General features: G+C 73.7%; 12 protein-coding genes and 1 CRISPR repeat array (1 of these 13 only partly in view). Of the genes, 2 read left to right on the top strand and 10 right to left on the bottom strand.

The annotated features are described in order from the left end of the window. Positions 1–29 precede the first annotated feature (29 nt). The 9 genes from G472_RS0129765 to G472_RS40760 all read right to left on the bottom strand — a co-directional run bounded on the left by G472_RS0129765 (position 30) and on the right by G472_RS40760 (position 10662). Complete coding sequence (locus tag G472_RS0129765; RefSeq protein WP_051341603.1) at positions 30–542, bottom strand: tripartite tricarboxylate transporter TctB family protein; 513 nt, start codon at positions 540–542, stop codon at positions 30–32. An 81-nt stretch (positions 543–623) separates the two neighbouring features. Beyond that, the gene (locus G472_RS0129760; RefSeq protein WP_029011309.1) at positions 624–1589 is read right to left on the bottom strand and encodes a tripartite tricarboxylate transporter substrate binding protein; all 966 of its coding nucleotides are present in this window, start codon (positions 1587–1589) and stop codon (positions 624–626) included. A gap of 116 nt (positions 1590–1705) precedes the next feature. Continuing rightward, positions 1706–2356: a 2-dehydro-3-deoxy-6-phosphogalactonate aldolase gene (locus G472_RS0129755; protein ID WP_029011308.1), complete on the bottom strand. Its 651-nt coding sequence runs from the start codon at positions 2354–2356 to the stop codon at positions 1706–1708. Next, positions 2349–3353, bottom strand: a complete 1005-nt coding sequence (locus G472_RS0129750; RefSeq protein WP_029011307.1) for a 2-dehydro-3-deoxygalactonokinase — start codon at positions 3351–3353, stop codon at positions 2349–2351. Before G472_RS0129750 ends, G472_RS0129755 begins: the two co-directional genes overlap by 8 nt. Continuing rightward, complete coding sequence (locus G472_RS0129745; RefSeq protein WP_029011336.1) at positions 3317–4147, bottom strand: IclR family transcriptional regulator; 831 nt, start codon at positions 4145–4147, stop codon at positions 3317–3319. Before G472_RS0129745 ends, G472_RS0129750 begins: the two co-directional genes overlap by 37 nt. Positions 4148–4341: 194 nt before the next feature. Beyond that, a complete protein-coding gene (locus G472_RS36480) occupies positions 4342–5541 on the bottom strand; it encodes a hybrid sensor histidine kinase/response regulator (protein WP_051341601.1) in 1200 nt (399 codons plus the stop codon). After that, positions 5538–8510, bottom strand: coding sequence for a hybrid sensor histidine kinase/response regulator (locus G472_RS37785; protein ID WP_051341598.1), 2973 nt, complete (start codon positions 8508–8510; stop codon positions 5538–5540). The genes G472_RS36480 and G472_RS37785 overlap by 4 nt, the downstream gene beginning before the upstream one ends. After that, positions 8507–10015, bottom strand: a complete 1509-nt coding sequence (locus G472_RS0129730) for a bifunctional metallophosphatase/5'-nucleotidase (RefSeq protein ID WP_029011306.1) — start codon at positions 10013–10015, stop codon at positions 8507–8509. The genes G472_RS37785 and G472_RS0129730 overlap by 4 nt, the downstream gene beginning before the upstream one ends. A 275-nt stretch (positions 10016–10290) precedes the next feature. Then, complete coding sequence (locus G472_RS40760) at positions 10291–10662, bottom strand: hypothetical protein (RefSeq protein ID WP_156927304.1); 372 nt, start codon at positions 10660–10662, stop codon at positions 10291–10293. Between the two features lie 221 nt (positions 10663–10883). On the opposite strand from G472_RS40760, the gene G472_RS36470 reads away from it, so the two are divergent. Continuing rightward, entirely contained in the window at positions 10884–11753 is an 870-nt protein-coding gene (locus G472_RS36470) for a helix-turn-helix domain-containing protein (RefSeq protein WP_051341596.1), read from the top strand. 33 nt (positions 11754–11786) lie between these two features. After that, positions 11787–12239: a VOC family protein gene (locus G472_RS0129720; RefSeq protein ID WP_029011305.1), complete on the top strand. Its 453-nt coding sequence runs from the start codon at positions 11787–11789 to the stop codon at positions 12237–12239. Positions 12240–12255: 16 nt separating this feature from the next. Here G472_RS0129720 and G472_RS40735 read toward each other — a convergent pair whose 3' ends face one another. After that, positions 12256–13785 (bottom strand): methyltransferase regulatory domain-containing protein, encoded by a 1530-nt coding sequence (locus tag G472_RS40735; protein WP_051341594.1) that lies wholly within the window; start codon positions 13783–13785, stop codon positions 12256–12258. Positions 13786–14078: 293 nt separating this feature from the next. Further along, a CRISPR array of direct repeats spans positions 14079–14986; the repeat unit is 29 nt; unit sequence GGGTTCATCCCTGCGGATGCAGGGGCAAC (it continues 707 nt past the right edge of the window).

Below are 14986 nucleotides of genomic sequence, written 5' to 3'. Positions count from 1 at the left end.
GGCCTCCGCCGGCACCGTGGGTCGCCGGGTCATTCGAAGAGGCTTCCCTCCGGAAGCGGCACGTTCAGTCCATGCTGGAAGGCGACGTAGATCACCGCCGTCAGCACGACCGCGAAGACCGCGTTCAGGAGCAGGTTGCGCCGTCCCATCAGCCGCATCAGCGCGAACAGGAAGACGACGGTGGCGGGCAGGAAGCCGACGTAGCCCATGGCGAAGATGCCGGCGGCGGTCGCCGCCATGCCCAGCGCCACGCTGATGTAGCTGGGCTTCTCCGCGTCCGCGTCCGGCTCGGAACGCGATACGGGGGCACGCAGGGTGTTCACCGCCAGCACCCCGCACAGGCCGATCAGAGCGACGGCGTAGACGATGGGAAAGCGGGCGGGGCCGACGTCGGTGGCCAGCCGGGTGGCCGGGAAATCGAGTGCCGCGACGATGGCGGCCACCGCCACGACGCAGACGACACCGGCGATGACGAGGGTGGCGATGCGTTCGCCCGGCCGCACGGACTCGTCGTCGCCGCCCTGGAACGGGGCGTGACTCATGGTGGGAACTCCTACCGGTGCGCTGTCCGCCCCCGTCCTCCCCCGCGGCGGGCGCGGGGGAGAGGGAGCGATGGCGGCGCGTTACTGCGCGATGCCCAGCTCGGTCATCAGTTCCTTGAAGAAGGCGTTGTCCTTCTCCATGACCGCCTTGAAGGCGTCGGAGTCGGCGTAGGCGTGGGTGAGGTTCATCTTCTGGAGCTGCTCACGGAACGACGCCTCGTCCGCGGCCGCCCTGGCGGTGGAGCGCAGGGTCTCGACCACGTCCTTCGGCGTGCGCTTGGGCACGACGATGCCGCGCCAGGTGGCCACGGTCACGTCGATCCCCTTCTCCGTCAGCGTGGGGACGTTCGGGAAGGTGGCGGAGCGCTTCTCGTCCATGACCGCGAGGATGCGCAGCTTGCCGGCCGCCACGTGGCTCGACACCTCGGCCGGGCTGACGGTGACCGCCTCGATGTGGTTGCCGAGCAGCGCGGTGACCGCCGGGTTGGCGCCGTCATAGGGGACGTGGTTGAAGGACACCTCGGCCTTCTTGGCCATCGCTTCCGCGGCCAGGTGCCAGATGGCGCCGGTGCCGGAGTTGCCGATGCGCACCTTGCCGGGGTTCGCCTTGGCGTGGGCGAGGAACTCCTCGATCGTCTGCCACGGCGCGTCGGCGTTGACGGTGACGGCGCTGGGCTCGGCGTTCAGGCGCGCGATGGGGGTGAAGTCCTCCACCGTGAAGCGGGCCAGACCCAGGTGCGGCAGCATGGTGATCTCCACCGTGCCCATGCCCACCTTGTAGCCGTCGGGACGGGCGGCCATGATCTCGGTCAGACCGACCGCGCCGGCGCCGCCGGTCTTGTTGACGACGCCGATGGCCTTGGGCAGGTGGCGGTTGGCGGCGTCGGCGAAGGCGCGGGCCACCAGATCGGTACCGCCGCCGGCGGCGTAGGGAACGATCAGCTCGATCTGCTTGGTCGGGTACTCGGCGGCTTGCGCGCCGGCCACCAGGCCGGCGGACACCACGGCGCCGACCACGGCGCCGGTCACGAGACGAAGACACTTCATGACGATCTCCCTTGGGACCTTGGCTTTGGTATCGCGTTGGTTGCTCGGGTTGGACGGTGGCCCGTGACGCGTTGTGGTTCGGCGCCTTACGGACCCTTGCCGCCGCGGGACGGGCCTCAGGCGGGCCGGAGCGCCCGCCACGCGGCGACGAAACGGTCGGCCCGGCCGGCCACCTCGGGCGCCGGCAGGCCGGGACTGTAGAGCGCGGACCCCAGCCCGAAGCCGGCGGCCCCGGCCGCCAGGTACGGACCCATGGTGTCCGGGGTGATGCCGCCCACCGGCAGGATCCGGGTGCCGGGCGGCAGAACCGTGCGCATGGCCTTCAGGCCGGCCGGCGGCAGCAGTTCCGCCGGGAACAGCTTCAGCGCGGCGGCACCGGCCTTCAGCGCGGCAAAGGCTTCGGTCGGGGTGGCGACGCCGGGGACGCAGACGAGGCCGGCGGCGGCGGCCGCAGCGATCACCGCGGTGTCCGCGTGGGGCATCACCGCCAGCTCCGCCCCGAGGGCGGCCAGATGCGCGACCTGCTCCACGGCGGTGATGGTGCCGGCGCCGACCAGGGCGTCGGCGGGCAGCCGGCGGCGGATGCGCGCGATGCTGTCGAACGGCTCGGGCGAGTTGAGCGGCACCTCGATCAGGCGGAACCCGGCGCCGTAGAGGGCGTCGGCAACGCCGTCGGCCCCGGCGGGCGTCAGGCCGCGCAGGATGGCGACCAGCGGCAGGGCGGCGAAGGCGCCGTCCAGGCGGGCGGTCAGGGTGGCGTCAGGCATGGTGGTGCTCTCCGATCGGGGCGATCAGGCCGGCCGCCGCGGCGAACCGGTGGAGCCCCCGGGGGGCCGTGTTCTCAAGGCGCGCGGCGGGATGGACACCCACCAGCTCCAGCGCCCGCACGTAGCGGCGGCACAGCGCGCCGTCGCCGATCAGCAGAAGCGGCGTGCCGTCGTCCGGCGACCGGCCGGCGCGGGCCAGGCCGGAGGTCAGCTCATGGCCGATCAGCAAGCCCGACAGGTAATCCTTCAGCAGCTCCGGCGCCATGCGCCGGGTGAGGCCCAGCGTACGCACGGCGAAGATCTGGTGCGTCAGGTCGCCGGGCAGGCTGGCACGGGCCGTACGCACACCTTCGGCGAAGGCCGCGTCGGCCGCCGCCGCGTCCGCCGCCCCGCCGTCCGGCATCAGCCGGCCGAGGATGGAGTGGCGGCACAGCAGGGCGAACATCTCGCCGGTCATGTACGTGTCGAAGCCGGTGATGCGCCCGTCGGCCACCCGCACCCACTTGGAATGGGTACCGGGCAGCACCATGCAGGCGGCGCGCGCCCAGTCCGGCCGGTCGGCCAGCGCCCCGGCGATCTGGATCTCCTCGCCGCGCATGACGTCGGGGGCAGCACCCGCCGGGTCGTGCAGCACGCCCGGCGCGATCACCACGCGCACACCCGCGGCGGTGGTCGCCACGGCGGCGCGGGACGCCAGCGTACGCGTGTCGGCGGGGCAGGACACATACGGCGCCTCGACCCAGCCCTGGGCGCTGCCGACCATGCCGCCGGCCACCACCGGCAGATCGGGCCAGGCGGCGAGCCAGTCGCCGCACAGTTCGGCGAACGCCTGCTCGAATCCGGCCACGCCGGGCACCGGCAGGTTCTGAATGCCGTGGGCGGTGGCGCGCTCGGCCAGAACGAGGCCGTCACGCCCCATGAGAAAGCCGCGCAGACTGGAGGTGCCCCAGTCCAGCGCGATCAGCGCGGCCCGTTCGGGGTCAATTCCGGTGTCCATCCCAGTTCCTTTGATATCGCGTCGGCGGTGGCGCGCACGATGGGGCCAAGCTCCGCCATGCGGTCGTCCGGCATATAGGGAACGGCACTCGCCACGCTGACCGCGGCCGCCACCCGGTTGCGGATGTCCCGCACCGGCGCACCGACGCAGCGGATGCCGATTTCGTTCTCTTCCAGGTCGAAGGACCAGCCGTCGCCCACGTAACGGGCCAGCCGCTCCTCGAACTCCGGCCAGGGGGCCAGCGGCGGCCGGTCCGGCACGGAGGCCGACAACTCCTGCGCCCGGTCGTACAGGGCGCGCCAGCGGTTGCGCGGCAAACCCAGCATCAGCGCCTTGCCCAGGCCCGTGGAGGCCAGCGGCATGCGGTAGCCGACGCGCGAGCGCATCTCCAGCCCGCGGGTGCCGGGAATCTTGTCCAGATAGAAGACCTCCGCCCCCTCGATCACGCCAAGATGGACGGTGTCGCAGGTGTAGCGCGCCAGCGCCTCCAGATGCGGCCGGGCCAGCGCCACCAGGGGCCGCTGTTCCAGCGCCTTACCGCCGAGCGCGATCAGCTTCGGCCCCAGCAGGTAACCCTTGTAGGGGACGTGGTGCAGGTAACCCTCCGCCACCAGGCTGCTGAGCATGCGGTGGGTGGTGCTGCGCGGGGTGCCCAGCCGGGCGGCGATTCCCTTCACGTCGCCCACACCGTCGGCCACACACTCCAGGAACGCCAGGCCGCGCAGCAGGGTTTGCGTGCCCTTGACCTGCTGCCGCTCCGGCGTCTCCGTCAGCACCGACCCGTCGTCGTCCATGGCTGGAAAATCCGTCGCTCGTCGACCTGGCCAACAATTTACGCCCGCCGCGACAGTGTGTCAAATAGAAAGATGCATGCCCATATGATGAGACAATTGCAGGGCCGGGCGCCGGGCCGGCGGGCCGCGCGTCGAGCAGGATGCGCATCAAACCGTCGGGAAATCGGGGAGTCGCGGAGGGTGGCGTGCCGGACTCAGGGCGGCGCGGGCTGGCACAGCGGCAGGCGCAGGGTCACGACGGTGCCGCCGCCGGGCGCAGGTTCGGCGGCGACGGTGCCGCCCAGGCGATCGGTGACGAGGTTGTGGACGATGGCGAGGCCGAGGCCGATGGAGCCGGCAGCGCGGCGGGTGGTGAAGAAGGGCTCCCACACCCGCTCCGTCAGGTCCGGGGGAATGCCGGCGCCGTCGTCGGTCACCCGCAGCACCATGCCGTCCGGCCCGTCGGGGGCGGCGGACAGGGTGATCCGCCCGGCGGTGCCGGCGGGGAAGGCGTGCTCGGCCGCGTTGCGGACGAGTCGCTCGAGGACGGCGGCGAGCACCGCCGGCTCCCCCTCCGCGGTCAGCCCGCCGGGGCAGGACACGGCCAGGCGATGCCCGGCAGCGGTGGCGACGGCCGCCTCCGGCCCGGCCGCCCATTCCTCCAGGAAGGGCGCCAGGGCGAAGGCGCGGCGGCGGCCGCGCCGGTCGGCCCCCAGTTCCATGAACAGGCGGACGAGGTCGCCGGTGCGCACCAGGTTGGCCGACAGCAGGCCCGCCAGTTCCCCGGCGCTCTCCACGAAGCGGTCCAGGTCGGCGCGGCGCAGGCCGTTGCCGGCGGCCTGCCGGGCCAGCGCGGCGACGCGGTCGCCGAGGTGGGAGGCGCAGCCCAGCGCCACACCGAGCGGCGTGTTGATCTCGTGCGCCACGCCGGCGACGAGGCGGCGCAGGGCCGCCATCTTCTCCCGCTCCGCCGCCGCCAGCTTGCGCGTGCGCTCCTCCACCAGGGTTTCCAGGTGGCGGTTCTGGTCGCGCAGCGCCGCCCCGGCCCGGCGCAGCGTCAGGTGGGTGGCGACGCGGGCGCGCACGATGGCCGGGCTGAAGGGCTTCGTGACGTAATCGACGGCGCCGGTCTCCAGTCCCCGCGCCTCCTCCTCCGGGCTGGCGAGCGCGGTGATGAAGATGACGGGCAGGTCGGCGGTGGCCGGGTCGGCCTTCAGGTGCCGGCACACCGCGTACCCGTCGATGCCGGGCATCACCACGTCCAGCAGCACCAGCTCCGGCGGGTCGGCGGCGATCAGCTCCAGGGCGCGGGCGCCGGAGGTGGCGAACCGCACCTCGTGGGCGTCCTCCAGCAGCGCGCCCAGGGCGCGGATGGTCGCGGTGTCGTCGTCGACGATCAGGATGTGCCCGCTCATGGCGTCACCGCTCCCTCCGCCGCGAGAGCTTCGGCCAGCCCGGCCAGCGCCGTCTGCGCCGCGGCGAAGTCCAGGGCGTCCACCGCCGCCGCCACGGCGTCCAGCCGATCGGCGTGCCGTCCCGCCAGGGCGCCGCGCAGGGCCGCCAGGTGCCGCGGCGCCGCCAGGCTGCCGGCGCGCAACGCCGCCGCCAGCGCCTCCAGCAGCGGCCCCGCCGGCTGCCCTCCGCCGCCGGCCGGAGCGGACGCCGCGGCCGGTGCCGGCCGGCCGAGCCCGGCGGCGGCGGCCACGGCCGGCGCCAGCGCCGCCTCCAGATCCGCCAGCCGCTCCGGCACCGCCGCCGTGTCGCGGCGGCGCAACGCCGTCTCCAGCCGCGCCGCGGCATCGGCGACCGCGACGGCCCCCACCGTTCCCGCCGTTCCCCGCACCCCGTGGGCCAGCCGTTCCATCGCCGTCCGGTCCTCCGCCGCCAGCAGCGCGCGCAGGGTACCCCCGGCGCCGGCGCAGCGGTCGTGAAAATCGGCGATGGCGGCCCGCAGGGTGCGGGCGTTGCCGTTCATGCGCGCCAGCGCCGCCGCGAGGTCGAACCCGGGCAGCACCGCCGGCAATCCGTCGGCGCCGCCGGCGCACCGCGCCGCCAGCAGGCGGTCGAGGACGGCGACCAGGTGCCGCGGCTCCACCGGCTTGGACACGTGGTCGTCCATGCCGGCGTCCAGGCAGCGGCGGCGCTCCTCGTCCAGGGCGTGGGCGGTCAGGGCGATGATGGGCAAGCGGTCGGGGCCGACACGGCGGCGGATCGCCCGCGCCACCTCCGGGCCGTCCATGCCGGGCATCTGCACGTCGGTCAGCAGGGCGGCGATGCGCGCGTCGGGGTCCAGCGCCAGGCGCACCGCCTCCGGCCCGTCGGCGGCCTCGACCACCTCCAGCCCGGCGTCCTCCAGGATGCCGCGGGCGATCTCCCGGTTGATGGCGTTGTCGTCGGCGACCAGCACGCGCAGGCCGCGCAGCGGGCCCGCCACCCGCGGCGGGACGACGGCCCCGCCCTGCCCCGCCGCATCGGCCCCGAGGGCCGATTCCGCGGCGATACCGACACGCACGGTGAAGCGGAAGACGCTGCCGCGGCCGGGGGCGCTCTCCACCGTGATGTCGCCGCCCATCAGCCGGACCAGCCGGCGGCTGATCGCCAGACCGAGGCCGGTGCCGCCGTAGCGCCGCGTCGTGGAGCTGTCGGCCTGGGTGAAGGATTCGAACAGCCGCTCCATGGCCGCGGCGGTCATGCCGATGCCGGTGTCGCGCACGGTGAGGGCCAGCACCGCCGTCTCCGCCGCACGCGATTCCAGGGCGACGCGCACCGTCACCTCGCCCCGCTCGGTGAACTTGACGGCGTTGTTGACGAGGTTGAGCAGCACCTGCCCCAGCCGCAGCGGATCGCCCGCCAACACCGGCGGCACGTCCGGATCGACGGCGATGCGCAGGTCCAGCCCCTTCTCACCGGCGGGCAGGGCGGCCACGCCGGCGACGCCGTCCAGCACGGCGGCGAGCGCGAAGGGCGTGTGCTCCGGCGTCAGCATGCCCGCCTCGATCTTCGACACGTCGAGCACGTCGTTGACGATGCCCAGCAGCGCCGTGGCGGCGGCGCGGATGCGCGTGAGGTGGCTGCGCGGCCGCTCCGGCAGGTCGCCGCGCAGGGCGAGGTGGCTCAGGCCGAGGATGGCGTTCATGGGCGTGCGGATCTCGTGGCTCATGGTGGCCAGGAAGGCGCCCTTGGCGCGCGACGCCTCCTCGGCGCGCCGGCGGGCCTCCTCCACCTCGCGCTGGCGCCGCGCGATCTCGTCCAGGAAGTGACGGATGGAGCGGGAGATGGTGGCGATCTCGTCGCCGCCGCCGTCGGGCAGCGGCGTCTCGCGCCCGTCCACCCGGTCGAGCACCGCCGCGTTCAGGCGCACCAGCCGCGACGTCAGGAAGCGGCGCAGGTACAGGTGCACGCCCAGCGCCACCAGGAACCCCAGCGCCGCCAGCCCGACCAGCACGCGGTTCTGCCGCTCCACCGTGTGCGAGAGGGCGGCCGCCTCGGCATCGGCGGCGGTGTTCACCCGTTCGAACAGGGTGCGGGAGAGCTTCACCACCTCCTCCACCATCACCAGCGCCTGGTGGGTCAGGGCGCGGGAACGGGCGATGGCGGTCTGCCGCTCGGCCAGCGCCGGCAGCAGCCCGTCGCGGTCCAGCAGCGCCGTGTCCAGCCGGCGGCGGAGTTCCGCGAAGCGGGCGGCCTGCACGGGCTCCAGCCCGTCGATGCGGGCCGGCAGGGCGGCCAGGGTGGTGCGGGCGGTCCGCTCCAGGCGGCGCAGGTCGCGCAGATAACGGGCGTTGGCGGCGTGGAGCGCGTCGCTCACCAGACCGTTGGTCGCGCCGATCCAGGCGGTCAGCGGCTCCAGCCGGTCGGGCGGCAGTCCGGGCAGCGCCGCCGCCGCCAGGGCGCCGGCCTCCTCCGCCAGGGCGCGGGCGGCGTCCTGCGCCGCCTCGGCACGGGCGGCGGCGTCGATGCGCTCCGCCACCAGCCCGTCCAGGTCGTGCACGGTGAGGGTCAGGGTGCGCAGCACGCCGGGCAGCGTCTCGCCGCCGGCCACGCCCGCCAGATCCGCCGCCGTGGCGGCGACGGCGTCCAGCTTGACCGTCAGTTCGGCCAGCACCACCCGGCGTTCGGGATGGCTGGCCGCGGCGCCCAGCCGGGTAACCTGGGAGAGGAGCTGCTGCAGATCACCGGTCAGCACCGCGCCGGCGGTGATGCGCGGCAGCGACGCCGTCGCCAGGGTCGACAGGGCCTCGCGGAACTGCGACAGGTGGTACAGCGCCGTGCCCGACACCCCCAGCAGCACCCCGGCCATCACCAGCAGCCCCACGCCGACGCGCCGCCCGACGCCGCCGCGGGGCGGCCGGCGCAGGGAGCCGCCGGGGCCGGACCCGGTCATTTCAGGGCGATGCGCCCGTCGAGCTGCGGCGCGACGGTGCCCTTGTCCGTCAGGTACTGTGCCATGACCTCCCACAGCAGCCGGCCGTTCTCGCCGGGGGAGACGGTGTCCGACGCCTTCAGCATGGTGTAGGCGTCGCCGCCCCTGGCGAGGTAGCCGCTGAGCGCCACGCTGTAGTCGGCGCCGTCGTCCAGCGGCTTGCCGCCGACCGTGACCTCCACCACCCGGCTGCCCGCCGGCTGTTTCAGGTCGTAGACCACCCGCAGGTTGGACGGGTGCAGGAACGAGCCCTTCAGCGTGTCGACGCCGGCGGCGCTCAGCTCCAGCGCCTCGCGCAGGGCGGCGCCCTTCAGGGTGACGCGGGTGATGAAGTCGCGGAACGGCAGCTCGCGCTGGATGTCGCGGCGGGTCAGCACGGTGTGGGCGTCGTAGACCCGGTTGCCGCGGATCGAGCCGCCGTTGAAGAACGCCACGTCGGTGCCCAGCAGGCTGCGCATGGCGTCGGCGACCAGGGAACCGAAGGCGTTCTCGCGGCTGCGCACCGCCTCGCGCGTGGTGTCCAGCGCCGTGGCGGTGGTGCCGACCCGGACGTCCATCAGCTCCGACAGGCGGGCGAGGTAGCGGCCGACCCGTTCCTCGGTCGCCGCATCGGGGGGAAGACCGGCGAGCGCAACGATCTCGCCCGAGGCCACCGCCGGCGGCGCGGCCCCGTCGCGCACCACCCGCAGCACGAAGGCCGAGCCCTTGACGTTGGTGTGCACGCCGAAGGCGCGGCCGCCGGCGATCTCCAGGCTGTCCTTGCCGGCGGCGGCAAGCTGGAGCAGCGCGTCGATGGCCGGCTCGCGGCGCAGCGCCTCCACGTCCTCGGGCGTGTTGTCGAGGATGGCGACGACGAATTCCGCCCCTTGCGCGCGCAGGGCGCGGGCCGCGGCGGCCAGCGTTTCGGCGGGCGGACGCACGGTGATCCGCGGCACGATGTACTGCACGGTCAGCTCCGGCGAGATGGCGGCGGCGACACCCACCTTGCCCACCGCGGTGTCCAGCAGCAGACCCGATTCCAGCCCCTCCAGCACGGCATCGGTGGCGGTGTCGATGGTGTTGACGCTGAGCAGGGGGAACCGCGCCTCGAAGGCGCGCAGCGTCAGCTCGTCCTCGCCGAAGGCGAGGTCGCGCTTGGTCACCGCCATCATGTCGGGGGCCAGGTCGTTCAGCAGGTCGATCATGTGGGCGCCCTTGTCGAAGCTCGACAGGACACCGGCGGCCAGGGAGGCGCCGCCGTGCAGGAACAGGGCCGCGCCCTCGGTGCGGTGCCGCTCCAGCAGCGTCGCCAGGTGGGGCAGCCCGCCCTCGTCCTTCACCGGCTCGATGTCGGCCATGGTGGAGGTGAAGACGATCGACAGCTCGCCCGCGTCGGCGCGGGGACCGAACAGGGTCAGGACGGCGGCGACGGCCAGCGCCGCGACCAGAAGACGGCGGCTGTGGCGAAGCGGGGTGCGCAGGGGCATGGGACGGTTCTCCGAATGGCTGCCCCCCGTACATCCGGCATAGGACGGTTCGTATTCAAGGGATATTCGCGGGATATGGCCGCCCCCAGGCGGGGCGGCGCCGACCCCGCCGGCATGCCGCGGCTACGGCGGCAATCGCCGCGATCGCCGAATATCTTCATGGACAAAACAAACACTGTCTTCATCCGTCATACCCCCCACGATATCCTGCGGTGCACAAGCACAGGTAGGATACCCTCGCTTGATGCTTCGGCGCGACGTCTCCATCATCTCCATCATTGATCTCCCATACGGCCCGCCAATGCGAAGATCGTGGCCATTTTCTCATTTGAACACTGAACATTGCGGGGCACACCATGCGCAACAACGGGCCGGTTACCAACCGCGGGATCGATATGGAGGATGGTGACGTTCCGGTGTCGAAGACCGACACCGGAGGGCGCATCACCGTCGCCAACGAGGCGTTCGGCGCACCGCACAATCTGGTGCGCCATCCCGACATGCCGCGCGAAGCCCTCGCCAACCTGTGGGCGATCATGAAGGCCGGCCGCCCGTTGGAGGGGGCTGGTGAAGAACCGGGCCCGCTCGGGCGACCACTGTTGGGTGCAGGCCGACGCCACCCCCATCACCGAGGACGGTGCCGTCATCGGCTACATCTCCATCCGCTCCACGCCGTCGCGCGGCGGCCGGGCGCCGGGAATCGGCCCGGCCGACGGCGAGATCGCGGGGACCGGGACGATGGCGGCACTGCGCGACGCCGAGGTGCGCGTGGAGAAGCTGCCGGGCGGCCCGACGGCGCCGGGCCATGGACAGCCGGGTGCCTCCGCCCTATCCTGGCACCGGTTGCCGCGGCGCAGGAGGCCGAACGATGCTGTGCCGCCGACCGGCGGGACCGCTGGCGCGGATCGTCGAGAGGATCTGGGCTTCGGACGGGGACGAAGCACCGCCGCCCGCGTCGGGGCGCGAACGGTCCCTGCCGACCGGCACGGTCCACCTCTGCCTCCGGCTGGGGCCGGCACCCCTGCGCCTGTACCACGGCGTCGACGATCCCGTGGGGTGGACGGTCGCCGGCGGCGTCATCGCCGGCGCCGGCACCCGGCCCTGGCTGAAGGACGTCTCGCACCCCGTGCCCACGGTGGGCGCGGTGCTGCGCCCCGGCGGCGCCGCGGCGCTGGCGGGCGTGCCGGCCGCGCACCTGGCCGGCGCCCACACGCCGCTGGACGCCCTGTGGGGCGGCGGGTACGTGGAGACGCTGCGCGACCGTCTCGCCACGGCGGGATCGGCGGCCCGCCGCATCGCGGTCTTCGAAGCGGCCCTGACGGCGCGACTCGATCCGGACGCCGGCGTGGATCCCCTGATCGCCGCCGCCGCCGCCCGCCTCGGCCGCGCCGGCGGCGTCGCCGCGGTGGCCGCCGCCTGCGGTCTCGGCCACAGGCATTTCGCACGGCGCTTCCACGCGGCGGTCGGGCTGGCGCCGGCGCGCTACGGCCGCGTCGTGCGCTTCACCCGGGCCCTTGCCCGCCTGCACGGGGACGGTGCCGCCGGGCTGGCGGACATCGCCGCCGCCGCCGGCTACGCCGATCAGGCGCACTTCAGCCGCGACTTCGCGGCGTTCGCCGGCATCACGCCGGGCCGCTACCGCAGCGCCTCCCCCCTGTTCGCCCATCATGTGCCGGTGGCGCCGGCGGACGCCCGCCACGTCCGTTCCGTTCAAGACGCCGGTGCCGATCGGTGGTGAACTGACGCGGACATCCAACACCGGGAGGGGTCCGTGACGATCCGCGAGGTCTTCATCTATCTGCGCGCCCGCGACGCCGAAGCGGCGATCGCCTTCTACACGGCCGCCTTCGGCGCTGCCGAACGGTTCCGCCTGGTCGAGCCGGGCGGCCGCATCGGCCACGCCGAACTCACCATCGGCCCGTCGATCCTCATGATCTCCGACCCGTTTCCGGAGTACGGCATCCACGCCCCGGCCGAGGGAACCGACGCCGCCGTGTCCATCCACCTGCATGTGGACGACGCCGACGCGCTCATCGATCGGGCGGTGGCGGCCGGCGCCCGGCTGGTCCGCGCGCCGCAGGACCATTTCTACGGCGAGCGCAGCGGCGCCGTGCTCGACCCCTTCGGCTACACCTGGCTGATCGGCCACGCCGTCGAGGAGGTGACGCCCGAGGAGATGCAGCGCCGCTACGCGGCTCTGTTCGCACCCGGCGCCGGTGGATGACCGTTTCCGCCGCCGCCTACAGCATGCCCAGCGCGTGCCACACCGGCCGGCGGCGGGCGCGGTGGACGGCCAGGCGGGCGCGCAGCTCCTCCCGCCGTTCGGCGGGGTCGGCGATGGGGCGGCCGTCGCGCAGCAGCGGCCGGCCGGCGCGCTCCAGCTCGGGCAGCACGGCGTCGGCCAGCGCCGCGTCGTCGTCGCAACCGGCCCCGCGGAGCAGAAGCGCGCGGTAGACCGCCTGTTCCAGCGGACCGGCGGGCAGGCCGCTGCCGATGGCGGGGGCGGCGAGGAAGCCGGGGTCGCGCCCGCCGCGGGTGGCCTCGCACACCGCGCCGTTGAAGCGGCGGGCGACGGCGCGCGCCCGCTCGTCCGCCGGGCGGGCCAGCGGGTGGATCTGGCCCCCCTGCACCAGGACCGCCACGGCGGCCAGCAGGGCGTCGGTCCCGCCGGGGCCGCCGGCGAAGGCCGACAGGGGCTGCGGGCCGTCCCGCCACAGCCGGTCCACCAGCGGCCGGGCCACCGCCGCGTCGGCCGCCGCCTCGCCGGCGGCGGTGCGTACGGACAGACGCAGGTCGTCGGGGAAGACCAGTGTGGCCATGCGGGTCGCCATCAGCCGCTCCAGCCGCTCCGCCGACGTCAGGGTGACGGCGCCGCGGGCGTAGAGGTCGCGGCGGAAGCCGCGGTTGATCGCGAGGTCGCGCACGGTTTCGGCCATGATGCGGTCGGGCCGGGTGGCGACCAGCTCCGCCAGTTCCGGCGCCAGGGTCAGGTCAGGGAAGGCGTCCACCGGATCGGCGGAGGCGACGTGGGTCAGCCGCGCCGCCCCCAGCTCCGCCGCCACGTCCGCGTGGAAGAGCGGGCGCCAGGCGGCGTTCAGGTATTCGTGGGCGAGGTAGCGCGGGTCCTGCCCGGCGATCACGGCGAGGCGGTCGGTGAGGCCGGGGTTGCCGGCGAAGCACGCGGCGCCGGCGTCGGCCAGGGTGCGGGCGAAGGCCACGGCGGCGACCGCCCGCTCGGCGGCGGTGCCGGGCTGGCGGCGGGCGTGCTCCGCCAGCAGGCGGCGCAGCGGCACCGCCGCCGCCCAGCCGGGCATGGCGTTGTAGGAGACGTAGGCGACCCCGCCCACCGCCAGCCCGTCGCGCAGGATGGCCCCGACGTGCGCCGCGTCGGCCTCGCCGATCCAGGAATAGACGCCGTGCAGGGCGGCGTAGTCGAAGGCGCCGGGGTCCGGCCGGTAGTCGGCGAAGGCGGCGTCGCGATAGGTCAGGTTGGTCAGGCCGGCGGCAGCGCGGAACGCCTCGGCGGCGGCGATGTGGTCGGGGTTGAAGTCGATGCCGGTCCAGGCGCCGTCGGGGTTGGCGGCGGCCAGCAGGGCGGTGCCGAAGCCGACCCCGCACCCCAGCTCCAGCGCCGCGCGCGGCCCCTCTTCCCCGAACGCCGGCGGCCGCCCCGCCAGCAGCGCCGCGAACCCGGCATAGGCCGGCGCCATCTCCCGGTAGAACCCGGGCGAGCACAGGGTGTCTACGACGTAACCGGCAGCCCAATCCATGGCGGGTCCTATCACAAGCCGCGTCCAGTCCAAGCGCGCCCGGGCGGTATCCGGCACACGGCAATCGATCACGGTCCGCAGCCCCGCACCGGCTTCGCCCCCGGCCCCCAACCGGCCCGCCCCTTTTATGCCGGACCGGGCCAGCCGGGCAATCCCGGGGAGCCGGGGCGAGGTGCTTGACCTTGAGGGTGCGGGGGCAACACCAGCCACATCGGCCGCGCCATCGCCTCCGCAGTTTATCCCCGGGAGTGCAGGGGCAACCTGGGCGGTGCAGATCGAGGTGGTGTCGTCATGGGTTCATCCCTGCGGATGCAGGGGCAACCGCGCCCCGATGACCTTCGCCAGTGCGTCCTAGGGTTCATCCCTGCGGATGCAGGGGCAACATACCATGTTCGCGCGCGACGCGCGCCCCGAAGGGTTCATCCCTGCGGATGCAGGGGCAACGGACTGTCTCGTTGCCACCAAGCCCAGGTGGCGGGTTCATCCCTGCGGATGCAGGGGCAACGGCTGTCTGGCCACGATCTGGAGACATCAATGGGGTTCATCCCTGCGGATGCAGGGGCAACACCCATGCCCAGTCGAAGCCTTCCAGGGACTTGGGTTCATCCCTGCGGATGCAGGGGCAACTCTACGGCCGCGCGGCGGCGGGGCGCCTGGCGGGGTTCATCCCTGCGGATGCAGGGGCAACTCCCCCAGGATGGCGGCATACTGCTCGGCAGAGGGTTCATCCCTGCGGATGCAGGGGCAACAGCAACATCGACGCCACAAAGCCGGCGGCTGGGGGTTCATCCCTGCGGATGCAGGGGCAACCAACACCGGCTGGCCGGATGGGGGTATCGCATGGGTTCATCCCTGCGGATGCAGGGGCAACAGCAACATCGACGCCACAAAGCCGGCGGCTGGGGGTTCATCCCTGCGGATGCAGGGGCAACCAACACCGGCTGGCCGGATGGGGGTATCGCATGGGTTCATCCCTGCGGATGCAGGGGCAACCCCTTGACCGTCCGGGACTCGGCCAGCGGCTTCGGTTCATCCCTGCGGATGCAGGGGCAACTCCGCCAGGATGGCCGCATACTGCTCGGCAGAGGGTTCATCCCTGCGGATGCAGGGGCAACGCATCAAGGATGGACGCTTCTTTGCCCTCCAAGGGTTCATCCCTGCGGATGCAGGGGCAACGTCCCCATCTGCGCTTGGACCACGA

It is taken from the genome of Azospirillum halopraeferens DSM 3675 (assembly GCF_000429625.1).
Taxonomy (GTDB): Bacteria; Pseudomonadota; Alphaproteobacteria; order Azospirillales; family Azospirillaceae; genus Azospirillum; species Azospirillum halopraeferens.
This window is presented reverse-complemented; position numbering and strand designations above follow the sequence as displayed.